Source organism: Winogradskyella forsetii (assembly GCF_013394595.1).
Classification (GTDB): Bacteria; Bacteroidota; Bacteroidia; order Flavobacteriales; family Flavobacteriaceae; genus Winogradskyella; species Winogradskyella forsetii.
In genome coordinates this window covers 548,123-572,797 of the sequence record NZ_CP053348.1, presented here as the reverse complement: position 1 = coordinate 572,797, position 24,675 = coordinate 548,123, and the positions used below count along the sequence as shown (strand labels likewise).

The 24,675-nt window shown below is 34.9% G+C and carries 18 protein-coding genes; 7 read left to right on the top strand and 11 right to left on the bottom strand.

The window, feature by feature from the left end:
* Positions 1 to 23 precede the first annotated feature (23 nt).
* Both HM987_RS02345 and HM987_RS02340 read right to left on the bottom strand, forming a co-directional pair.
* Complete coding sequence (locus tag HM987_RS02345) at positions 24 to 1,106, bottom strand: ABC transporter permease (RefSeq protein WP_229724567.1); 1,083 nt, start codon at positions 1,104 to 1,106, stop codon at positions 24 to 26.
* 7 nt (positions 1,107 to 1,113) lie between these two features.
* Positions 1,114 to 3,264 carry a carboxy terminal-processing peptidase gene (locus tag HM987_RS02340; RefSeq protein WP_179004865.1) on the bottom strand — a complete coding sequence of 717 codons (2,151 nt, stop codon included), beginning with the start codon at positions 3,262 to 3,264 and terminating at the stop codon, positions 1,114 to 1,116.
* 532 nt (positions 3,265 to 3,796) lie between these two features.
* Here HM987_RS02340 and surE point away from each other — a divergent pair.
* The 4 genes from surE (at position 3,797) to HM987_RS02320 (ending at position 8,654) form a co-directional block, all read left to right on the top strand.
* Positions 3,797 to 4,570, top strand: coding sequence for a 5'/3'-nucleotidase SurE (surE, locus tag HM987_RS02335; protein ID WP_179004863.1), 774 nt, complete (start codon positions 3,797 to 3,799; stop codon positions 4,568 to 4,570).
* A gap of 67 nt (positions 4,571 to 4,637) precedes the next feature.
* Positions 4,638 to 5,759 carry a lipid-A-disaccharide synthase gene (gene lpxB, locus HM987_RS02330; protein ID WP_179004861.1) on the top strand — a complete coding sequence of 374 codons (1,122 nt, stop codon included), beginning with the start codon at positions 4,638 to 4,640 and terminating at the stop codon, positions 5,757 to 5,759.
* 48 nt (positions 5,760 to 5,807) lie between these two features.
* Complete coding sequence (locus tag HM987_RS02325; RefSeq protein ID WP_179004859.1) at positions 5,808 to 6,317, top strand: C40 family peptidase; 510 nt, start codon at positions 5,808 to 5,810, stop codon at positions 6,315 to 6,317.
* Positions 6,318 to 6,623: 306 nt separating this feature from the next.
* Entirely contained in the window at positions 6,624 to 8,654 is a 2,031-nt protein-coding gene (locus HM987_RS02320; RefSeq protein WP_179004858.1) for a ComEC/Rec2 family competence protein, read from the top strand.
* A gap of 6 nt (positions 8,655 to 8,660) precedes the next feature.
* Here HM987_RS02320 and HM987_RS02315 read toward each other — a convergent pair whose 3' ends face one another.
* From HM987_RS02315 to HM987_RS02300, 4 genes are all read right to left on the bottom strand, one after another.
* A complete protein-coding gene (locus tag HM987_RS02315) occupies positions 8,661 to 9,209 on the bottom strand; it encodes a thioredoxin family protein (RefSeq protein ID WP_179009833.1) in 549 nt (182 codons plus the stop codon).
* An 85-nt stretch (positions 9,210 to 9,294) separates the two neighbouring features.
* On the bottom strand, positions 9,295 to 11,415 hold the full coding sequence (locus HM987_RS02310; protein ID WP_179004856.1) for a peptide MFS transporter: 2,121 nt from the start codon (positions 11,413 to 11,415) through the stop codon (positions 9,295 to 9,297).
* A gap of 68 nt (positions 11,416 to 11,483) precedes the next feature.
* On the bottom strand, positions 11,484 to 13,313 hold the full coding sequence (locus HM987_RS02305; protein WP_179004854.1) for a peptide MFS transporter: 1,830 nt from the start codon (positions 13,311 to 13,313) through the stop codon (positions 11,484 to 11,486).
* Between the two features lie 60 nt (positions 13,314 to 13,373).
* Entirely contained in the window at positions 13,374 to 15,575 is a 2,202-nt protein-coding gene (locus HM987_RS02300) for a S9 family peptidase (RefSeq protein WP_179004852.1), read from the bottom strand.
* 151 nt (positions 15,576 to 15,726) lie between these two features.
* Here HM987_RS02300 and HM987_RS02295 point away from each other — a divergent pair, with 151 nt between their 5' ends.
* The 3 genes from HM987_RS02295 to HM987_RS02285 all read left to right on the top strand — a co-directional run bounded on the left by HM987_RS02295 (position 15,727) and on the right by HM987_RS02285 (position 18,547).
* Positions 15,727 to 17,043, top strand: a complete 1,317-nt coding sequence (locus HM987_RS02295; RefSeq protein ID WP_179004850.1) for a hydroxymethylglutaryl-CoA reductase, degradative — start codon at positions 15,727 to 15,729, stop codon at positions 17,041 to 17,043.
* Between the two features lie 149 nt (positions 17,044 to 17,192).
* On the top strand, positions 17,193 to 17,621 hold the full coding sequence (locus HM987_RS02290; RefSeq protein WP_179004848.1) for a GIY-YIG nuclease family protein: 429 nt from the start codon (positions 17,193 to 17,195) through the stop codon (positions 17,619 to 17,621).
* Complete coding sequence (locus HM987_RS02285) at positions 17,618 to 18,547, top strand: GYDIA family GHMP kinase (RefSeq protein ID WP_179004846.1); 930 nt, start codon at positions 17,618 to 17,620, stop codon at positions 18,545 to 18,547. The genes HM987_RS02290 and HM987_RS02285 overlap by 4 nt, the downstream gene beginning before the upstream one ends.
* A gap of 377 nt (positions 18,548 to 18,924) precedes the next feature.
* Here the strand turns inward: HM987_RS02285 and HM987_RS02280 are convergent, their stop codons facing one another.
* The 5 genes from HM987_RS02280 to HM987_RS02260 all read right to left on the bottom strand — a co-directional run bounded on the left by HM987_RS02280 (position 18,925) and on the right by HM987_RS02260 (position 24,667).
* Positions 18,925 to 21,072 (bottom strand): peptidylprolyl isomerase, encoded by a 2,148-nt coding sequence (locus tag HM987_RS02280; protein ID WP_179004844.1) that lies wholly within the window; start codon positions 21,070 to 21,072, stop codon positions 18,925 to 18,927.
* Between the two features lie 107 nt (positions 21,073 to 21,179).
* On the bottom strand, positions 21,180 to 22,469 hold the full coding sequence (locus HM987_RS02275) for a hemolysin family protein (protein WP_179004842.1): 1,290 nt from the start codon (positions 22,467 to 22,469) through the stop codon (positions 21,180 to 21,182).
* Between the two features lie 3 nt (positions 22,470 to 22,472).
* A complete protein-coding gene (locus HM987_RS02270; protein WP_179004840.1) occupies positions 22,473 to 22,667 on the bottom strand; it encodes a hypothetical protein in 195 nt (64 codons plus the stop codon).
* A gap of 33 nt (positions 22,668 to 22,700) precedes the next feature.
* Positions 22,701 to 23,267 carry an LPS export ABC transporter periplasmic protein LptC gene (gene lptC, locus HM987_RS02265; RefSeq protein ID WP_179004838.1) on the bottom strand — a complete coding sequence of 189 codons (567 nt, stop codon included), beginning with the start codon at positions 23,265 to 23,267 and terminating at the stop codon, positions 22,701 to 22,703.
* On the bottom strand, positions 23,267 to 24,667 hold the full coding sequence (locus HM987_RS02260; RefSeq protein WP_179004836.1) for a tetratricopeptide repeat protein: 1,401 nt from the start codon (positions 24,665 to 24,667) through the stop codon (positions 23,267 to 23,269). The genes lptC and HM987_RS02260 overlap by 1 nt, the downstream gene beginning before the upstream one ends.
* Positions 24,668 to 24,675 lie beyond the last annotated feature (8 nt).

Genomic DNA, 24,675 nt, shown 5'->3' with positions numbered 1-24,675 from the left:
TATTTAAATGGACGTACAATTGATTAAGTCTTCACATCCAGAGCATCACGCAAGGCATTCCCAACCAACATAAAAGCCATCACCAATAGCATAATACAAATACCTGGAATTAGCGCCAGATACGGTTTCCCTAGAATAATATAATTGTAATGGTCTTTTATCATCGCTCCCCAACTTGCCATCGGTGGCTGTGCACCAATGCCTAAAAAACTCAGTCCGCTTTCTATTAAAATGGCAGCAGCAAAATTAGCCGCAGATATGACTATTAAAGGCCCAAAAATATTGGGTAAGATATGTTTTGTGATAATCCGATAATCGTTATAACCCAAAGCTCTTGCCGCTGTGACATATTGCATTTCTTTGGCGCTAATAATCTGTCCACGCACCACTCTTGCAACTTCTACCCACATGGTTAAACCTACAGCAATAAACACTTGCCAAAAGCCTTTTCCTAAAGCTAAAGTTATAGCAATGACCAATAATAATGTAGGAATGGACCATGTGATATTGATAATCCACATGATAAATGCATCTACTTTTCCTCCATAATAACCTGCTAAACTGCCCATTAAAAGTCCAACAATCAATGAAATAAAAACCGCCACAAAACCGATGAAAAACGAAATGCGTGAGCCAATTAAAATTCGGCTTAGATAATCCCGTCCGTATTTATCTGTTCCAAAGACAAAGCTTCTGCTATCGATGTATGCCTTATAATTTGAATTCGGGAATCTTGAAATATCTATTTGTTTTTCAAGACCTTCTAATCCATCAGAAGCATATTCCACATAATGTAAAACCTCATTTTTAATCTCGAAAGACTGAATAGGAATTTCAGTATCGGTATTATTTTTTCCGAAGAATAATTTTGAGAAAAAGTTTTGCTCCGATTCAATTCCCGATGGAATGGTTAGCATTTGAACCTCAAAACCTGGCAATTTAGAATGAATGGCCAAATGCATCTGATTGGCATTCTTTGAAGCATCTGGCGCAAACAGGTAAGCGAAAATGGACACCAATCCAATACTGGCAATAATGGCCAAACTAAAAACGCCCCAAAAGTTCTTTTTAAACTTTTGAAGCGCTAAATTTGATAATGAACTCATCTTTACTTTAATTCTTCACAGAATCAGAATTAGCAACCTTGTTTTTTATAGCATAGGTCATCTTTAAATCGTGAAGCACATTTATAGCTTCTTCGACATAAACATCTTTGGCTAAAGCCTTGTGCCAACGGTTGCGCTTTTCCATTAAAACTGAATCTTTATCCATTAATTTTATTTCATAAGGCAGAGAAGTGAATGTTAAATCTGTTTGATATTCAGAAAGCTTTGAAAATCGCTTAGCTTCTTCTTCATTAATCTCCATCTCCTTCTTGTAATCCTCATAGTTCAATGAATACGTTTCGCGATCTCTAATTTTCTTAACCCATTGTGCATTCGCATCGATAAGCTTTAATTGCTCATTCGCAGCCATACGCGCTTTACTCTTACTAATGGTAGTATCGTAATCAAAATAATTTTCCCAAACCTCATAATCGGCTGCATCAATTTTATCCCATGGCAATGGATTTTCTTGATCTTTTTCTCCTATATTAATATAGCTATAACGATCTGGTACAACCACGTCACTCTTTACGCCTTCTAATTGCGTTGAGCCACCATCTATTCTATAAAATTTTTGGGTGGTGAATTTTAAAGCACCCATGTCACCTTGGGTATTGTTTCTAACCATTCGGTTTAAATCCATAACCGTTTGTACAGTTCCTTTGCCGTAAGTTTGCTTACTACCAATGACGATACCGCGTTTATAATCTTGCATTGCAGCAGCTAAAATCTCCGAAGCAGAAGCCGATAGTTCATTAACCAAAATAACTAAAGGCCCATCCCAAACTATAGATTTGTCTCTATCACTAAGGACTTCTTTTGCTTCACCAGTAGTTTTTACCTGTACCACAGGCCCTTCTTCAATAAACAAACCAGCAATGTCAACAACAGTCTGTAGCGAACCTCCTCCGTTATTTCTTAAATCCATCACAAGACCTTCGACACCTTCCTCCTTTAATCTTAAGATTTCCTGTTTGATATCTGAAGCGGCATTTCGCTCATTATAATCCTCAAAACTGATGTAAAACTTTGGCAGATTAATAATACCAAAAGTTTTCCCATCTTTTTCTACAATTGACGATTTTGCGTAAGTTTCTTCCAATTCTACAACATCGCGTTTAATAGATATATCCTGAATGGTACCATCTACTTTCTTTAGTGTTAACGTGACAACAGTTCCTTTTGGTCCTTTTATAAATTTAATAGCATCATCCAATCGCATACCTACTACATTAATAGGTTCATCTTCATCTTCTTGTTTCACCTTTAATATTTGATCACCAACTTCTAATTCATCAGCTCTCCAAGCTGGTCCTCCACTAATAATTTCATTGACGACTATACCGTCGACCTTTTTTTGCAAACGTGCACCTATTCCTTCAAATTTACCAGAGATATCTCTATCAAATCGTTCCTTATCCTCTGGTGCAAAATAAAATGTATGTGGATCGAATTCTTCCACAATAGCATTTATATAAACTGAAAACCAATCTTCGCGTCTTCTATCATCAATATAATCGTAAAGCTCATCCAATGACTTTTTGGTCATTAGCCTTGCTTCAGATTCTATCTTTTTCTTTGATTTTTTTTCAATGGTATTTGACTTTTCAGCGTCTTCTTTTTCTGAAAATTGTTGCGCTATGGCATCATCATAATTAGCAATGGTAGAAAACTTAAGTTGCTGTCTCCAACGCTCTTTCATTTCTTGCTTATTAGTTACATAAGTTAATTTTTCATAGTCCGCATTATAGTCCTCTTCCTTAGAAAAATCGAAAGGTTTTTCTAAAATATCAGAATAAATAGTCTTTGATTCTGCAATTCGTTGCAATAGACGATCATGCGTGAGATTAAAAAATGACACATCGTAGGCCTTGATCTGATCGTCAATATTATTTTTGTATGCTTCGAATTCCTTAATGTCCGATGCATAAAAATAGCGCTTAAACGGATCTATATTATCCAAATAAGTATCAAAAACATGTGATGAAAAATCATCATTAATATCTTTGGGATCAAAATGACCTTGATCTAACAGATAAGTTATAAGCTGTATGAGCAATTTATCTTTATCTGGATCTTCAAATTTTTTGCTTGTAAAACTACATGAGGCAAAGGCAATTAACAATGCCAGCAGTAAAAACTTATAATTCCCTTTCATTTTTCTTTTTTTATTTTATTAATTCGGTAAAAATGTGTTCGCCTTTAATATATTGTGTTCCAATTGAAAATAGCACTAAGGCTCGGTGCATTTTTATTTTTTTATTTTATTAATTCGGTAAAAATGTGTTCGCCTTTAATCTACAATGTTCCAATTTAAAACAGTAACAAGGCTCGGTGCATTTTTATTTTTTTATTTTATTAATTCGGTAAAAATGTGTTCGCCTTTAATATATTGTGTTCCAATTGAAAATAGCACTAAGGCTCGGTGCATTTTTCTTTTTTTATTTTATTAATTCGGTAAAAATGTTTCCGCCTCTAATAATCGTGTTTCAATTTAAAATAGCAACAAGACTCGTTGTATTTTTCTTTTTATTAAATTCTTATTTAAGTAGGCTTTCAATATTTCACTAAAATAGAAGAAAAAACCGTGCCATAAAAAAACAAGGCACTAATTTTTTGTTAAAGCTAATAATACCTTCATTACAGAAGCATTTTTAGTATTTTTACAACACCTTAAACTTTTGTACGAAATGTCCACACGACCGTTAATTTTAGTCACTAATGATGATGGCATCACAGCACCAGGCCTCAGAACCTTAATTTCCGTAATGAATACCATTGGAGATGTGGTTGTGGTTGCACCAGACAGTCCGCAAAGTGCCATGGGACACGCCATAACCATCAATTCCACTTTACACATGGAAAAAGTGACCATTGACGGTGAACAACCTGAATATAGTTGTTCTGGAACTCCTGCAGATTGTGTGAAACTTGCCGTTAATGAAATTTTAGAAAGACGACCAGATATTTGCGTTTCTGGTATTAACCATGGCTCTAACTCTTCCATAAATGTTATTTATTCTGGCACCATGAGTGCAGCACTAGAAGCTGGTATTGAAGGGATTCCAGCCATTGGTTTTTCCCTTTTAGACTATAATTGGAATGCCAATTTTGAGCACTGCAAATCTTTTGTTGCCACCATTACAAAACAAGTTTTAGAACACGGGTTGCCTGAAGGTGTTGTGTTGAATGTCAATCTTCCTAATCTTAAGAAAAAAGATATAAAAGGAATTAAAGTTTGTAGACAAGCACGAGCAAATTGGAAAGAAGAATTTGACAAACGCACCAATCCAATGGGTCGTGATTATTTTTGGCTAACCGGCAAGTTTGTTAATATGGATGACGGCGAGGACACGGACGAATGGGCTTTGGAGCATGGGTATGTCTCCGTCGTTCCAGTACATTTCGATTTGACCGCTCACCATACCATCCAGCAATTAAATACTTGGAAATTGAATGGTTGATCAAAGGTTGGAAGTAGTAAAAATCATTGATTTGTTAATAAGGAATGCTAAAAACGAATTGTAAGAAATGAAGTATTATATCATAGCAGGAGAAGCTTCCGGAGATCTTCATGGTTCCAATCTCATGAAGGCCTTGTTTAAACAAGATGAACAGGCTGACATTAGATTTTGGGGAGGCGACCTTATGCAAAGTGTTGGAGGAGAATTGGTAATGCACTATAAAGAACGTCAATTTATGGGTTTTGCTGAAGTAGCCATTAACATCAGAAAAATCTTTGCGCATATCAACCTTTGTAAAAAAGATATCAAAACATTTCAGCCCGATGTGATAATTTTTATTGATAATTCTGGATTTAACCTTAGAATTGCGAAATGGGCAAAAACGCATAATTTTAATACCCATTATTATATTTCACCTCAAGTTTGGGCATCTAGACCAGGTAGAGTGAAAAAAATAAAGCGCGATATTGATGCCATGTATTGCATCCTTCCGTTTGAAAAAGACTTTTATGAAACCTACGATTACGAAGTTAATTTTGTAGGACACCCACTCATTGATGCCATTGCAGATAGACCTCAGGTTGACGGAAAGGATTTTAGAAAAGAACATCAATTAAGTGACCAACCCATTATCGCTTTATTACCTGGAAGTAGAAAGCAAGAAATCACTAAAATGCTTGGTGTGATGTTGAGTCTGGTGGATGATTTTAAAGATTACCAGTTTGTCATTGCTGGAGCGCCAAGTCAAGATTTTGAATTTTACAAAGGTTTTATAAAGAAGAAAAACATTAAATTTATTTCGAATAAAACCTATGATTTGCTGAGTATATCCACAGCTGCTTTAGTCACCTCTGGTACTGCAACGCTTGAAACTGCCTTATTTAAAGTGCCACAAGTCGTTTGTTATAAGGCCAGTGCTATTTCTTACCAAATTGCTAAACGGATTGTGACCTTAAAATATATTTCGCTAGTAAATTTAATTATGGATCGAGAAGTGGTTACAGAATTGATTCAAGGTGACTTAAACAAAAAACGACTTAAAAAAGAATTAACGGCTATTTTAGATACTAAAAAGCGAGAACAACTGTTTTTAGATTATTATGAACTGGAGAAGAAACTCGGAGGACGAGGCGCAAGTGAGAATGCTGCAAAGTTGATTGTTTCAAAAATTTCAAATACTAAAAACTAAATTTCAAAAGCCAAAATCAAACGAGAAACTGTAACTCTGAATTTTAAAATGAAACAATTATTACCAATACTATTTCTTCTCTTAGTTGCCAGCAGCTGCAAATCCAAAAAATCATATTCCAGTAAAAAAAGGCAAACGCATACTGTAAAAGTTAATACGACAGCAAAACCTACAGCTGAAGCTGAAACCATTGTAAAATACGCCAAAACATTTGATGGCACCCGTTACAAATATGGTGGCACTACAAAAAAAGGTATGGATTGTTCGGGTCTTATATATACCACCTACAAAAAGCACAATGTTAACTTACCTAGAACCACATCTGGACTTCAAGGCACAGGCGATTGGGTAGATATCAAAGAAGTAAATGTTGGAGATTTGGTGTTTTTTGCCACAAAGAAAAACAGCCGAAAGGTAAATCATGTTGGTATTGTTACCGATGTAAGAACTGGCAATGTTGAGTTTATACATGCTTCTAGTAGCAGAGGTGTTATGATTTCGTCTTTGGCAGAAAAATATTGGTACTTCTCTTTTATTCAGGCTAGACGTGTGTTGTGAGTTTCATAAGTCTATGACTAAAAAATATATGGCGTACCTAAAGGCACGCTAAACCATTTTGAGCACTTTTTTTACCTATATGTTGTACCTAAAGGCACAATTTATACTTTGGAATCAGATGGCTCATTATCTAAACACCAACGTCCTCTTCAGATAAGCTCAAAAATAAAACCAATTAAATTACGATAGCTATTCAATCTAATTTAGGTTGTTCAGTTTAGTGTTTCTAGACATTAAATCATATAAAATGGTTATTCATTTCGATACGTAAATCGTATCAATATTTTCAGTAACTTACTATATATTATGAAGTTACTAAATTTTACAATTATAAAATTGACCATTTTTTTGGTTTTTGGAATTCTTTTAGCACATTATCTAAGGCTGGATTTCCAAACGGTTTTATATGCAACCATCGGTTTAGTGATATTAATTGGTGTGTATTGGTTAGCCTTAAAATCTAAAATCAACCGTTCACCTTATTTTGGAATTTTAGCTTGCTTGTGCATGGTTGGCGTTGGAATAATTTCATACCACCTTCAAGATGAAACATTACGATCTAAACATTATACACATCTCAATACTTCTGAAAACTATAATACGATTGTTTTTCAAATTGAAAAACGGCTCAAACCAGACGCATACAATGCCAAATATATTGCTGTCATAAAATCTTTTAATGACGAAGAAGCCATCGGGCATTTATTGATTAACATTAAACAAGATAGTCTTTCAAAATATCTCGACGTTGATGATATAGTCTTAACCTCATCGGACCTGAAAGTGATTCAAAAACCATTAAACCCTTATCAATTTGACTATAGCAAGTACTTAGAACTGCAACAGGTATATCACCAACTTTATCTCAATTCAAATACTATTTTAAAGCTTTCAGATTCAAAATCTACTATTTACGGTTATGCTGATGCCTTGAGAACTACAATCAATTTAAAACTTGTTGAAGCAGGATTTGAAAAAGATGCACTAAGCATCATGAATGCTTTGTTACTAGGACAACGCCAAATGATTGACAAATCCGTTTATAACAATTATGTCAATTCTGGAACCATTCACATTTTAGCAGTATCAGGATTGCATGTGGGTCTTATTTTGTGGATTCTAAACTTTCTATTTAGACCACTACTCTATTTGAAATATGGGAATTTTATAAGACCTTTTATTTTAATCATTATTCTTTGGACTTTTGCTGTCATTGCAGGTTTATCGCCATCTGTAACACGAGCAGTAACCATGTTTAGCGTGATTAGTTTTGCAATGCATCTTAAACGACGAACAAATATTTATAATACCTTAGTCATTTCTGCCTTTTTGATATTACTGATTAAACCCACTTTTTTGTTTGCCGTAGGATTCCAAATGAGCTATCTGGCTGTTTTAGGTATTGTAAGCATACAACCTATTATTTATAAGCTTTGGCAGCCAAAAAATTGGATATTTGATAAACCTTGGCAAATTTTCACGGTGACATTAGCTGCACAAATAGGTGTGGTGCCTATAAGTCTATTCTATTTTCATCAATTCCCTGGCTTATTTTTTATTTCAAATTTAGTGGTGATTCCATTTCTGGGCATTATTCTTGGTTTTGGATTACTTGTAATTGCCTTAGCACTCCTTGGATTTTTACCCAAACCAATTGTGGATATCTATAGTTTTATCATTGATAGTTTGAATAATTTCATCGCTTGGGTGGCTCAATTTGAAAGCTTTCTATTTAGAGATATTCCGTTTACGTTACTTCAAGTTTTAGTTTCTTACCTTATAGTCATAGCTATGATTCAAGCTTATAAATTCCAGAATTTTAAGTGGACAGCAATGAGTTTAATTGCCATAATAGGACTTCATTGTGTTTATTTTTACAATAAACAGCAAACTCAAAATGATGCATTTGTAATTTTCAATAAGAGTAGATATTCGATGATCGGTCTGAAAACGAACAACAAATTAACCTTATTCCATAATTTGGATTCGGTTCAGCTGCAGGCTAATCACGCCATTAAAAACTACAAAGTTGGGGAATCAATTGACTTTGTTACAACAGACAGTTTACAATCGGTTTATATATACAAAAACAAGATTATATTAGCCATTGATAGTATAGGGGTTTATAAAGGCATTTCATTTCATCCTCATTATATTTTATTGCGAAATTCGCCAAGACTTAATCTCAATAGGGTCATTGACAGCTTAAAACCTGAACAAATTATAGCCGATGCCAGTAATTACAAATCGTATTTAAAACGTTGGAAAGCCACATGTGAGCATAAAAAAATCCCTTTCCATCAAACAAATGAAAAGGGCACTTATATTATAAAATGATCTATTTTATTCCTTAAACTCTGGTTTAAACGCTTTGTAATATTCATTAAACTGCTCTTGGGTCGTCATTTCTTTGTGTTCATCGCTTTTGAATAATTTTAAATACAACTCCAATTGCTGTGGTTTTAAATACCCTTGAATAGGAGAAATAAACTCACCTTCCTCATCGAAAAACACCATAGTTGGGTAGGCTCTAACTTTTAAAAATCTCGAAAACTCGTGAGCGCTGTTTCGTCGATTGGCTTTTGTAGCATCATAATTTGGGTTTCCAAAGGTCTGGTCTTTATAAGTAACCTCATCGTTACCCTCTGCATTAAACTTTACAGCGTAATAATGTTCGTTGACGTACGCTACAACATCTTTATTATGAAACGTATTCTTATCTAACATTTTGCAAGGGCCGCACCAATTGGTATAAACGTCCATAAAAATCTTTTTAGGTTCTTTTTTCTGAAGCTCTAGAGCTTCGTCCATAGTTACCCAATTAATTTCTTGTGCTATTGCCGATAATGTAAAGGCAAACACAGCTATTAGTCCAAAGGTCAATTTTTTCATCATATCCGATTTGTTGCAAATAATGAGCCGAACTTACAAAAAATGCTCCTAAAGCGGAGCATTTTAGATATTTTTAACGGTTTTGTTAGCGCACGCCGTGCATAAGTTTTTTCAAAACTGGATTTAAAAAGAATATTAAAAGTCCGGCAGCAATTGGTACAATTGTAAATATCAAGAAGAAGGTTGATAAGCTATATTGCTTTGTGATATTTTCGATCTGTCCTCCAAAAACAGCAGCTAGTTTATTTCCAATTGCTATGGCTAAATACCACATACCAAACATCAGGGCAATCATTCGTCCTGGCACTAACTTACTCACATAAGATAATCCGACAGGTGACAAGCAGAGTTCGCCAAGCGTATGAAATAGATAGGCTAAAATCAGCCAAATCATACTCACTTTTACACCTTCCACTATTCCGAATGCACCGAACGCTAGCAGTCCAAATCCAATTCCCATAATACTTAAACCAAGCGCATATTTAGTGGCAGCACTCGGGTTATATTTGCTTTCCCACCATTTAGAAAAGAACGACGCAAATACAATTATAAAAAATGAGTTCAGAATACTAAACCAAGATACTGTTATTTCAACTTCGTTTTCTCTTACCTTCGTAACTGTTGCAGCAATAACGCCATTATCCCTATCCAACTCTATTGCTTTTTGCTTGGTAAGTTGTAATCTCTTGTCATCTAAGAATCCAAATTCTGTCCCATCATTATTTTTAGGCGTAATATTTAATTTATCACCTAGATTAAATGTCATTGGCTCTGCAATAGAAGTGGTTCGCATGACGACTTGGTGATCCGAGTTGGTTGCTGTATTTTCTGAAACAGGAATGTAAACAAATTGCATTTTTCCATCCGCATCAAGTTTCTGTTTTCCTTGCTCATCTAAATCTGGTGTTTTGATCGCAGAATATTCCACATCATACGCCACTGTATTATAATCTCTATTAAGCATCCAACCTACGATTCCCCACATTAACAAGAAACAAATGACCAAAACGATATTAGAGCCTGGTATTTTAGAAAAGGTTTTCTTCCATAAAATAAAGAGTACATAGGAAATTATAATCAACGGTATTACCGTAAGTAAGGTGTTCACAACATTAAAGATTGTTGCTGAATTACCACTCAAAAGTCTATCAACATTATCTCTTGCAAAAATCACTAATGATGATGCGCCTTGCTCAAAGGACATCCAAAAAAACACCGTAAAAAATGCAAATATGATAAATGCAATCATTCTATCTCTTACAATTGCTGTATATCTTAAAATTCGACCAATCACTAATATTAGAAATAGCGCTAAGGCAAAAAGTACCGCTGTATATTGCCCTTCAAAATCTCCAATTTGTAAGAATGCAAACATATCAATGCCTGCAATTTTAGACATCGGGTCATTAATAGCATAACCAAGTCCAATAATGGACGAGATAAGTATTAACACTTTATCCAAAGTTGTAAATGGGTTTGGTCGTTCTTCTTTTTCCTCAGTGTCATTGTTTATTTCTACGCTTTCTTCATTAACATTTTGAGGTAATTCTACTTCATGGACATTTGAAGGTTTAGCTCCAATTTTTCCAAATAAAGGACCTGCTAACCAAAACTGAATGGTTCCCAACAACATAAAAATACCTGCTAACCCGAAACCATATGCCCAACCAATCTTTTCAGCTAAATAGCCACAAAGCATCATTCCAAAAAAGGCGCCAGCATTTACTCCCATATAATAGATGGTGTAAGCTCCATCCTTTTTCTCTGGATTTTTCTTATACATATCAGAAATAATGGAAGTCATGGTTGGTTTAAAAAAACCTGTACCAACAACCAATAAAAACAAACCAAAGTATAATGAGAATTCAGTTTCTATAGCCATTGATGCATGACCTGCCGTCATAATTAAAGACCCAATAATAACAGCCCATCGGTAGCCTGTGTATTTATCAGCAAGCCAACCACCAATAATCGGTGTGATATAAAGCAGCATCGCATAAGTACCAAAAAGCGCACCTGCATTTTCCACAGACCATTCCCAACCAGGATTATAGCCAATAGCGGCCATAGTCAAAAAATTGACCAATAAAACACGCATTCCGTAAAACGAAAAACGCTCCCACATTTCAGTAAAAAATAATACAAAAAGTCCGGCAGGATGCCCTAGAACTTTATCTTTAAATAGGTTTTCGATGTCTGTACTCATAAAATAATTAGTTTAGTTAAGCATAGATAACCCTTTCAAAATTTAATCTTTGAAAGGGTTTTATATAATTAGTTCTGCAAATCTTCGTCTGCTAGTTCATATGGTTCTGTTTCCATAACTTCTCGTTCATTATCTTCAGCACCATGTGTCAATTTCTTTAATTTCTTCAAGAATAAAAGCAGCAACAGACCGAATGCAACCGTAAAAATAGTTAACCACATAAATGTAGCATATTCTTGTTCGCTTTGCTCTTCTTCTAATACAAATGAAACACCATAATCTTTTCCGTCTCCTTTATTTTCTGTAATCTGCGCTTTGTCCTTATCTTTTTCAAACACTAATTTTGCATGATATGGGTTTGAAGCTGAAACGTTATTTTCATTTAAATCTTCTAATAGTTGTTTCGTATCAGAATCTTCTCCTTGAGACATTTTGAATAATGAATTTAAGTCTCTACCTGTTTCAAAATCTTTGAATACTACCTGTCCATTTTCTGAATAAACTGTAGACCTTATACTAAAATTCTTATCTTCATTAATTGGGTATTCGGTTATTTCAACAACATCCTTATTTTCGTTTTTAATTTTAAACGTTTCTTTTGAAAGATATGGTAATATCTCTTGTTTGCTTACCACCATTTCACCTGTAAACGATTCTAGTTGAGAAGATTCACCGATAGTTCCTGCTAATTTATTTCCAAAACCTGTTGCTGCGAAATAAACACCCATCATAATAGAAGCATATTTTAAAGGTGCTAACTTTGTAATGAACGACAATGAAACTGGTGATGTACATAATTCACCTATTGTATGGAATAAATAAGCTAAGAAAATCCAAATCATAGCTGCCTTTCCAAAAGTTTCCGCGCTAGCTTCTTGTGATGCAAACATCATAAAAACATAACCTAATCCCATAATGATGGTACCAATTGCCATTTTAAACAATGAAGAGGATTCTTTTCCTTTCTTCTTCCACCAAATCCAAAAACCACCCACAAGTGTTCCGAAAATTATGATATAACCTGCATTTAAAGATTGGAAGACAGCTGCCGGAATTTCCTCCAACCAACTTAACCCTATATGTCTGTCAACTTTAGCATCTGTATAAAGATTCATTAATCCACCTGCTTGTTCAAAAGCTCCCCAAAACACCACAACGATTAAGAATGAAATCAATAATACAATAACCCTATCCTTTTCAATTTTACTTAATGGACGTTTTGATGCTAATCGTTCAGCTTCCGAAGCTTGGCTACCACCTGTAAATTCGCCTACTCCTTTTAAGAATTTTTGGCCCCAAATAAATACAGCCTGACCAACTAGCATACCAATACCAGCCAATCCAAAGCCATAGTGCCAACCATAATAATAAGCTACTAAACCTACTGTTATACTTGCTAAAAATGCACCAATATTAATTCCTATATAGAATATTGTAAATCCGCTATCCCGTCTAATATCCCCTTCTTTATACAAACCACCAACCATGGTTGAGATGTTTGGTTTAAGACCACCAACACCTAAAATAATTAAAAGTAGACCTGTGAAAAACGCCCAACTTTGAGGAATTGCTAAAACACCATGTCCAACACATAGTAATAATCCACCAATCATAACGGTTTTCTTTTGCCCTAAAAATTTATCAGCAATCCAACCTCCTGGAATAGAAGCTACATATACCAACATCGTGTACCAACCGTATAACCAAATCGCGTCTTTATTGGACCAACCCAATCCTGGATCAATAGCTGTTGCAGATGCAGCCATATATAGGACTAAAATTCCACGCATTCCGTAATAAGAAAAACGTTCCCACATTTCTGTAAAAAACAAAACAAAAAGACCTACTGGATGTCCAAAAAGTTCTTTTCGTTTAATTGGTTGAGTTGCTGTTGACATAATTTCAATAATTAGTTAGTGTTAGTTAGTTTAGCCTTTTATTTTCGATGATTCTTATTCTTACTTATCACTTGCTTCAAGTTTATCTCCCAAAGTCCTATTAATAAAATCCGTCATCTTTTTATACAAATGTAATCTTGTATTGCCACCGTAAATACCGTGGTTTTTATCTGGATATAACATCCATTCAAATTGTTTATCGGCTTGGATTAAAGCTTCTACCATACGCATGGTGTTTTGCACATGCACGTTATCATCACCTGTTCCATGAATTAATAGATAATCCCCTTTAAGCTTATCGACATGATTGATTGGAGAGTTTTCATCATAGCCACTTGGGTTTTCTTGAGGTGTGGTCATGTAGCGTTCAGTATAAATAGTATCATAAAACCTCCAACTCGTTACAGGTGCAACGGCAATTGCCATTTTGAACACATCATTTCCCTTGAACAATGCATTACTGCTCATAAAACCGCCATAGCTCCAGCCCCAAATTCCAATTCGTGAGGCATCTATATAATCTCGATTTCCGAGTTGTTTCGCCGCTTCAATTTGGTCTTCCACTTCATATTTCCCCAATTCATTTTGGGTTACCTTTTTGAAATCTGCACCTTTAAATCCTGTTCCTCTGCCATCTACACAAGCCACAATATAACCTTCTTGTGCCAGCATTTGAAACCAATAATCATTGGCGCTATTCCAGCGGTTGGCGACTTGCTGAGAGCCTGGACCTGAATATTGGTACATAAACAATGGATATTCCTGCTTTGGATCAAAATCAGCTGGTTTTATCATCCACATATTCAAATCGTTGCCATTGACATTTATAGTACTGAACTCTTTTTTAGAGGTGACATAGCTATCCATTTTTTCTGCCAACTGATCATTATCTTTAATACGCTTAACCACATCACCAGACTTGGCATCATAAAGCGTATATTCTTGTGGCGATGATGCACTAGAATGCGTGTTTATAAAATAGGTAAAGTCAGCACTAAAAGATGCGCTATTTGTCCCTTCTTTTTCAGTAAGTCTCTTCTTGTTTTTCCCGTTTAATTTAATAGAGTAAATAGCTCTATTAATAGAACCATTTTCGGTGGATTGGTAATAAATGGTATTCGACTTTTCATTCAAACCATAGTAATCGGTCACTTCCCAGTTTCCTTTTGTAACTTGATTAATCAATTTTCCATCTTTGGAATAATGATAAATATGATTAAAACCGTCCTTTTCACTCGTCCAAATAAAACTATTATCTTTTAGAAACGTTAAGTTATCAGTGACATCGATATAGGCCTTGTCTTTTTCTGCTAAAACATTTTTAGAGGTCATCGATTCTGTATCAATCATCCAAAGGTCTAATTCGTTTTGATGACGATTCATGTATTGTGCACTTAAAACTTCCGCATCGTTAGTCCACTTTATACTTGGGATGTAGAAATCTTCATAAGCTTTATCAACTTTTAATTCCTTAACACTTTTGGAATTTAAATCATACAAGTGCAAAGAAATCTTAGAATTGGCTTCACCCGCTTTAGGATATTTGAAGACATGCTGGGTTTGGTATAAATCTGAACCATAAACATCCATTGAAAATTCTGGCACATCAGTTTCATCAAATCTTATAAAAGCAATTTTGTTGCTTTCTGTGTTCCAATCGAAAGCCCTTACAAAAGCAAATTCCTCTTCGTAAACCCAATCCGTAATTCCATTGATGATTTTATTTTTTTCACCATCGGTTGTGATTTGTTGAACCTTTCCAGATTTTAAATCCTTAACGAATAAATTATTTTCTAATCCGTAAGCTACTTTTGTGCCATCTGGCGACAAGGTTGGTTCTTGGATTAAATTATCAGATACTTTGGTCACTTTTTTTGAAGCGATATCATATACATAATATTCGCCCAAAGTGGAACGTCTAAACACTGGTTCCGATTTTGTAGTGAGAATCACTTTAGATTCATCAGCACTAAAAGCGTAATCAAAAAAACCTTGAATCTCAGCTATATCAGCCGAAGATACCAAGGTTTTCACTTTTTCCAAGGTTTTATAATCGTAAATATCTATGGTCGAGATTCTTGTTTGCCTATCAAAATTTAAGACTGAATACTGAGTTCCATTATCCATAGAATGCAAGGCTTGCATCCCTTCTGTTCTAAACTGACCACTCCAAATGTCTTGAAGCGTGATTTGTTTTTCTTGGCAAAAAACCATTGAAGTCATTAAAAAGCCAAAAACAGCCACAACCTGTCTAAAATTCATAAATTTTTTGTTTTAATAAAGCAATGCCAAGTTTACTAAAAATTATGCAAAAAATAGTCATTATTAACAGTAAATCGGCATTTACAATCTATATATAAGCACTTTTTATACCAATCCTAGTATCTTTGTTTTTTTTAAAACTAAAACTAAGATGCCAAATACCATTTCTGGCTTTTCCAAGCTTTCAAAATCCGAAAAGATTGAGTGGCTTTTAGACACGTATTTCACGGATAAAGACAGTGCGAGAAACCTTGTTCAGCGTTATTGGAATTCTGATGAAAAATTGCAGAAGTTACACGATGAATTTATAGAAAACACCATTACCAATTATTATTTACCACTAGGTGTTGCGCCGAACTTTTTGATAAATGAGACTTTTTACACAATTCCAATGGCCATCGAGGAAAGCTCCGTTATTGCTGCTGCCAGTAAAGCTGCTAAATTTTGGTTGGAGCGTGGTGGTTTTAAGGCTGAAGTATTATCGACTGAAAAAATTGGTCAGGTTCATTTTATATATAAAGGCGATTATGGTAAACTCGAAGCATTTTTCAATCATGTAAAACCCAAATTAATCAGCGAAACTGCCAGCATGACCAAAAGCATGGAGCGCAGAGGCGGTGGGATTCTCAATATTGAATTACGAAACAAATCGCAAGATTTACCGAATTATTATCAGCTTCACGCGACTTTTGAAACTTTGGATGCGATGGGCGCAAATTTTATCAACTCCTGCTTGGAACAATTTGCAACGACCTTTAAAACCGAAGCTGAACAATTTGAACGTTTTAATGCTGAAGAGAAAAACATCTCAATGGTTATGAGTATTCTCTCCAATTACGTCCCACAATGTTTGGTGCGCGCGGAAGTGTCTTGTAAAGTTGAAGAATTAAAAAGTAAGGACATTCCAAATCCCGAAGCGTTTGTAAAGAAATTCAAACAAGCCGTGACTATTGCTGAAGTTGAACCTTATAGAGCCGTAACACATAACAAAGGCATTATGAATGGTATTGACGCGGTTGTATTGGCCACAGGCAATGATTTTAGAGCCGTTGAAGCTGGCGCGCATGCTTATGCGGCAAAAGACGGTCAGTATTCTAGTTTAACGCATTGTTCTGTTGATAATGGTATTTTTAAATTTTGGATAGAAATTCCATTAGCTTTAGGAACCGTTGGTGGTTTAACTAACTTACATCCTTTGGTAAAATTTTCTTTGGAAATGTTACAAAAACCAACAGCCAAAGATTTAATGAAAATTGTGGCTGTTGCAGGATTAGCTCAAAATTTTGGCGCCTTAAAATCGTTAACTACAACAGGAATTCAGGAGGGCCACATGAAAATGCACTTGATGAATATATTGAATCAATTTGAAGCTACTGAGGACGAAAAAGCAAAACTTATCGAACATTTTAAGACAAATGTTGTTACTCATAGTGCGGTTGTTGAGGAGATAGGAAAATTAAGAGCATAGTTAAACTCAATATTTTAAATAACAAATTCCAAAGGCTTACTCGAACGGAGAATGCTCTCGCAGAGTTGCAAAAGACATAAAGGTTTGTTGATATAAAAAATGATTATTATTTTCGGTGGCTGAGCGTAGTCGAAGCCACACATTTTGAAATGCCAAAAGGTTACACTTACATATTAGAATGCTCAGATGGCTCCTATTACACAGGAAGCACTGTTGATATGAATATACGTTTAGCCAAACACTGCAATGGACAAGGAGCAAACCACACAAAAAAACGCTTACCAGTTTTATTAGTTTATCTTGAGGAACATCAAAGAATCGATGAGGCCTTTTATAGAGAAAAGCAAATACAAGGTTGGAGCAGGGCAAAGAAAGAAGCTTTAATACAAAATAAAGTAGAAGAATTAAGCAAATTATCAGAATGTAAAAATGATAGTCATTATGCATTGTGGCTTCGACTACGCTCAGCCACCGAAAAGCGACTCACTTCGACTTCGCTCAGTGACCAAATTACAGCCACCGAAGAACAGCTCAATCTGACTACAGCCGAAAAACTATCAACCAAAGAAAAACCTTGAGTACAAAACCCAAAACATACCGAAGCAACGGAAAACTACTACTCACTGCAGAGTATGCTGTTTTAGATGGCGCAAAGGCATTGGCCGTTCCAACTGGATATGGACAAAGCTTGACGGTTGAAGCGAATGACACTAATATTATTTATTGGCAGAGTTACAATGAATTGGACAAGGTGTGGTTTGAATGTACGCTTCCATTTGATGAGATTGCCACGACTGCCAGAAAAAGTCAGTCTCGCAATGATATAAAAGAGCGACTTGTTGAAATATTACAAGCCGCAAAAAGCTTAAATCCTGATTTTTTAAGCTCAAATCAAGGTTTTAACATTACCACACATCAAGATTTTAATCGGCTTTGGGGTTTGGGCACTTCCTCTACTTTAATCAATAATATAGCAAATTGGGCCAATGTTGATGCTTATCGACTATTGAAACAAACATTTGGAGGTAGTGGTTATGATATTGCGTGCGCGCAAAATGATAACCCGATTTCATTTCAACTTCAACAGCATCAACATCCATTCGTCGAAAAGGTAAAATTTCGACCTGAATTTAAACAACATTTATATTTTGTATATCTCAACCAGAAACAAAATAGCCGAGATGGGATTTCAAGTTATAAGAAGCTGGGTAAAATCAACGCAGACCGCATTGATCAAATTAACAGCATAACGGACGCTATGATTGTTTGTAAATCCCTTTCAGAATTTGAAAGCTTGATGTCAACCCATGAAAGCATAATCTCAAAGCTTATTCAGGAAGTGCCGATTAAAACGCGCTTATTTTCAGATTTTAATGGTGCTGTAAAAAGTTTAGGCGCTTGGGGAGGTGATTTTGTTTTGGTGGCTTCTGAGGATAATCCGACTTCTTATTTTAATGCTAAAGGTTTTGAGGTTGTTATCGCTTATGATGATATGGTTTTGTGAATATTGTCAAAAGCTTTTAAATTCTTCAAAAATTCCTAACACGTGCTAGATACATATGTGTTCGGAAAACAAGTATTTATGCTATTTCAAGTAAATCAACGAGAAAGCAATGTAATGCTTAAAGAAAAACACCCCTAAGGTCCCCTCAAGGGGACAATCCACTCAGTTGAATTGAACAAATGTCCACTTGAGGGGAATTTAAGAGTGTAAACAAATTAATAATAAAATATTACGAAGCTATTTAATAGTTCTGAGAAATTTGAAACTTCATAGGGCATGTGATGATGAAACAACAATTTAGCATAAAAAAAATGGCTTAACTACCCATATTAATTGGGATAGCAAAGCCATTTTAAAACTGTTCTATTTAAATTCGGTTAGTAAACCGTTTTTGCTCTATTATCTTCTATTTCAGCCGCATCTTCTAGTGCCGTTAGTACTTTACTCTGTATTGTATTTCTACGCTCAGAATTTAGCCTGTTCATAATAGAGGTATAATTATCTAATTCCGTTGCTTCATTTATTTTAGTCACTTCCACAACATATACACCTTTTTCGCCATCGATCGGCTTAGATGTTGCTCCTTCTTCCAAACCAAATGCTGCACCTACAACTTTAGGCTCTACACCTGCGCCTGACAAGGTGGTATTATTAATTGTAACTGCTGCTGCACTTCTCGCACTCTGACCTTGATTTTTCGCAATGTCAGCTACAGTTGTTGCAGTGATATCCTCACGAATCATCTTCGCCTTCTTCTCTTTTCTTATTTCTGGTAATGCTGTAATGGAAGCATCTTCCGTACTCATCATTCCCTTTTCTCTTTTATCCACAACCTTAGCGACGATAAATCCAAAGTTAGAAATTGGAAAATTCTTAAAATCTCCTACTTCAGTATCCTCTTCAAAAGCCCATCGTACCACATTTCTTTGGCTTCCTAAACCTGGAATATTTTCATCCAATTCTTTAAATGTTATCGGCTTAACCGTTAAATCACGTTCTTTTGCCAATTCATTAAAATCACCATCCTTTGCAGCAATTTCGAATTTGGACATTTTATTAAACACTTCTTGTAACGTTTCGTCTGAAGGTTCAATTTCATCAGCTAAAGTTGCTAATTTTACGGTTTGGTTAAAACTCGTTTGATCCAATATTTCAATAACATGATATCCAAAAGAGGTTTGTACCACATCAATATCGCCTACTTCATTATCAAAAGCATAGGCTTTAAATTCTGGAGCCATTCCGGCTCTGTAATCAAACTCTATTTCACCATCTTTTTCATTACTGACTTTATCAGAAGATAATTCCAATAAATCCATAAATTTAGTACCGCTATTAATTTTAGCCAATATACTATCTGCGGTTTTCTTCGCTTCTTCTGGCGTTTTTGTTACTGAAGGATCTGCTCGTTGACCTCCAATATTTGGAATTAAGATGTGACGTACTTTTACTGAATCTGGCATTTGCTTTTTAGCAACTACCTTAGATAATTTATAGTACTCTCCATCTTTATAGGGTCCGTAATAATCGCCAACGTTCAATTTGAGTAACGTATCTTTTACTGTTGCAGGTAATTCTGCCGCTCTTAAAAATGAATCGCTGTATTTGATATCTGAATTTGAATTTACAAATTCTTCAATATCAGTAGCAGAATCAAATCCTGGAATGGTTTCTGTGTTCTTACTGCTCTCGTTATATTCTTGTTTATCAGTTTTTAAAGCTAATAAATCCGCTTTAATTTTTTCTTCATCTGCTTTAGACGCTTCTTCCTTAAATTCAACGTAAACCACTTCTGTCGTTGCCTCAGTTTCATAAGTGTCTTTATGCTTGTCCATATAAGCCTTAATCTCACTTTTTGAAACTTCAACTAAACTATCGGCAATTGTTGTATAAGGTATTTGTACATAACGGATATCTACCGTTTTTGCATCAGCCAAATATTCATCTTTAGCTTCTGCGATGGTTGTACCAACACCAGCTTTAATCATATTGTAATAGGTTTGCTGAACTGCATTGGCTGCTATGGCCTGCTCGTTGTTCGTCCAACTATCATAGTTAACCATAAAATTACCTAACGGCGCAGCTTCGCCATTTAGATCTTTAAGGTTAGCGATAAATGCATTTAAACGGTTAACATCAAAATTTCCGTTTTCATCTTGAAATTCAGGATAAGAAGAAAAACTATTTTTCAATAAATCTCTCATTTCATCTTTTTCAACAGACAAACCCAATTCATCAGCTTCAGTTTCTAAAACAATTTTACGTAATTCTTGATTGTAAATCGTATTCATAGATTGTGTTGACGTTTGTCTTCCACCTGATCTATCTTGATAGTTTTTTACTTTTTGTTGAAACTCATTACGGTTGATATCTTTGCCATTAATTGTAGCAACCACATCTTGTGAACCACCTGAAAATGCCGTAGAATTTTTGAATAAATCACCGATCACAAAGGCAAATAACGCCATCGCAATTACAAAGATTAATATCAATGAGCGTTGTCTAATTTTATTTAAAACTGCCATAGTCTTTATTGTATTGTATAATTTTCATTTAAATAAGTCTGCGAAAATAGTATTTTCTAGCTAATAATAAAAGGAGAAGTGTAGTTTTTATAAGTGTTAGTGAAGTATCAATCTACTTCAAGGATTTTTAAGATCACCTCATCTATTTTTGTTGAAGATACTTCGGTAACCGTAAACTTGAAATTATCGATTAATACATCATCCTTTTCCTCAGGTATTCCTTCCGTGGCATGCACAATCAAACCTCCTAATGTTTCGTAATTTTCACCTTTGGGAAGATTCAGTTTGTAGGTTTCGTTGATATAATTGACTTCTAATCGTGCTGAAAATTTATAAGTATTATCGTTAATTTGTTCTTCAATCATCTCAACCGTATCGTGTTCATCTTCAATTTCACCAAATAATTCCTCGATGATATCTTCCACGGTCATAATTCCAGAGGTACCTCCATATTCGTCTATAACCACAGCCATACTGCGTCGTTTTTTGGTTAAAATATTAAGAACATCTTTAACCAAAATGGTTTCTGGCACAAAGCCTACCCTAATTATTATCGATTTTATTGTTTTTGGTTTTTTAAATAGTTCGAAAGAATGCACATAGCCTAAAATATCATCTATGTTATCTTTATAAACAATAATTTTAGTACGCCCAGAATCTATAAAAAGCTGTCTCAAATTTTCAATACTATCTGAAATCTCTACCGCAGTAATCTCAGTTCTAGGCACCATCACTTCACGTGCTTTTACCTCTGAAAAATCTAAAGCATTCTGAAAAATTTGAATTTCACTATCCATATCATCATGGTCATCCACCGATTCCATTTGCTCGGTGATGTAATTCCCTAGTTCCACCTTGGTCATGGCCAAAACAACATCTTCGCCTTCTACTCTAAAGATATATTTTAGAACCGCATCTGAAATCCAAATGATAAAATCTGAAACCCAAAAAAATAAGAGATAGAAAATATACGTCGGAAGTGCTAAAACCTTCAGCAAGGTATTGGCATAAATTTGAAAGAATACTTTTGGTAAGAATTCAGCCGTAATTAAAATAACCAATGTGGAAATTACTGTTTGCGTTAATAATTGCAAATCCGTGAACAAATACGTTAGAGTTGTACTATCTGAAGGTAACATAGACTGAAACCAACGTACCAAAACCTCACCCATTTTAAATCCATAGATAACCAAAGCGATATTGTTACCAATGAGCATGGTGGCAATATATTTGGAAGGTTTGGCTGTTAATTTGCCCAAGATGTTTCCTAAGAAATCACCTTGTTTCTTTTCTATTTCAATATGAATTTTGTTGGCAGACACATAAGCGATTTCCATTCCAGAAAAAAAAGCTGAAAGTATAAGCGTGGTAATAATAATGACTAAGTCAGCAGTCATAAATTAACTCTTGTTATGGTCGTCAAACTTTCTACTGAAGCGTTTTCTAAAGAAAAACATAAATACCGCCAAAGCCGAAAGTGCTAAAGATATGAAAGCGCCATTTCTATCTTCGGACCATTTGGTAATGGCATCGTATATAAACAGCACTGCAAAAACAATGTATGCGTATTGAAAAATCTTCTGTATTTTCTTCATCTGTTAAATAAAAATTTCTTTGCGCAAAGATAGTTAATTATCGAGTTCAAATTCACCTCCCATTTCCAGCATCTGAAAATTCTTAAATTCTTTATCCGAGTCAAATCCAATACCATGCAAAGGACCAACGGCACGCTTAAATAACCAAGGTTCGTTTGTAAACGCCCATTCGAGTTTCTGATTGTAGTACAGTTGCTCCGTAAACAAGGTGTCCTTTTCGTGTGTTGCGATTTTCACATCGCCACGCAAATCAATGATATCTGTCTCGTCATATACAATGGCGTAATTAGAAGTAATAGTGGTTTGGTTGTTATTTTTATCATAAATTTTAAGCTCAATACCTTCTGGAAACTCATTAAAGGCAAAACTCCTGTTAGAATAATCCAACATCTTAGGACTTAATAGATTGGCAATTAACCTTACCGTATCTTCCTTAAACTCGGTATATTTTAAATCAATAGCTTTAGCTTCACCGATAGGTTGGTTTTGTAGTACCCCAACTTTTTGAACCTCATCAAAATCATTTTTACATGAAAAAAACAAAGTCACAACAATTGCTGTGACTAAGTTTCTTATGATATGTAAATGATATTTTGACATTAACCTTTTGGAACCGTTATTGAACGTCCAATCCAACAACCAATCTTAATGGTTTCTCCTGCACAAGTACAACTAAAAATTTCCTGCTTAGAAGGCGCGCTAGCTCTATAACTCGCTGCTGTTTTTGCTGCTGTAGATTTCAATCTTCCATCTACTCGCCCTGCTTTTTCCGCTTCATCAGCTGCTAACCAGAATACTGCTCTTTTATTAAAGTTAGTATCGCCACAGTTGTTTGCACTTTTAGCATACATAGCTGCAATCCTTAAATATGGACCACCATTAGAAGGGTTCAGTTTTAAAGCCTCCATATATTGCTGTCTTGCTTTACCATAGTTTCCTCTTTTATAGTTTTTCTCAGCTACTCTCATTACAAGTTTCCATTTTTTAAGTGGATCTGTTTCCAATTCAAAAGACTGGTTATAGTATTTATCCGCTTCAGCAGTTTTTCCTTGCTTTTCTTTTAAGACCCCTAAATAATATGCTGTCTTTGCATCTGGTTCTACTCTGTTCTTTTGTTCTACTAATTTTTCAAACATAGGATCATCAGTACAATCCTTTTCACCCATTTTGTTCATGGCACGCTGCAACCAAAGGGCATCTTGCTTATTTTCTTCGTAATCTTTTTGATATAAAGGTATCAAGACGTCACAATTAGCTCTATCACCAAGCTTCTTGTCCATACTTCCCAATATCTGATTTTCGAAAGCCTCAATATTCGACTCATAGCTCCCTTTATACTTTTCTTCTTTCTTAGTTAAAGTTTGTCCGGCTTCTTCTTTTTCAGCATATTTATTCAGATTTGTTGTATAACCTGCAATTAGATCTTCTATAATGGCACTAACATCATCATATTTATTAAACATTTTCTGAGTTTCATCAGGTGACTTAGATCCTGCGTCATACAAATCCACCGCTAATGAAAAATAAGTATATAAGCCTTTGGCACTTGTAAAGTTTTTAGCATCCTTCTTATAAGCTTCATCAAACATGTCATACACTTGTTGATCAGACATATTAAGTTCTTCTCTGTATTTGTAAGCCAAATTAGCTTTGTCCGCTAGCACCTCACCAAGATCATATTTAGATTCAAAATATTCTCTACTCTGATCATGTAGTAACATTAAATCTTTGATATGTGCTACCTGTTCTGCTCCGGTTGAATTTTCTATTTTATGTGTTAAGATTTTCTCTCCATAAGCATAGATCGCTCTATTGAACTTTGGACACTTTTCCCTTACAATTTTCCATGGCCCATAAGCATCATCATATTTCTTGCTCTTTACATAACTATCAAACATAGATAGGTTATTCATACATTCTTCCTGACTGTCGTCTTGAGCAAACCCTATGCTTGCGCTCATAAAAAGGGCTACAAAAAGGGCAGTAATTCTCGTCTTCATCTTTTATT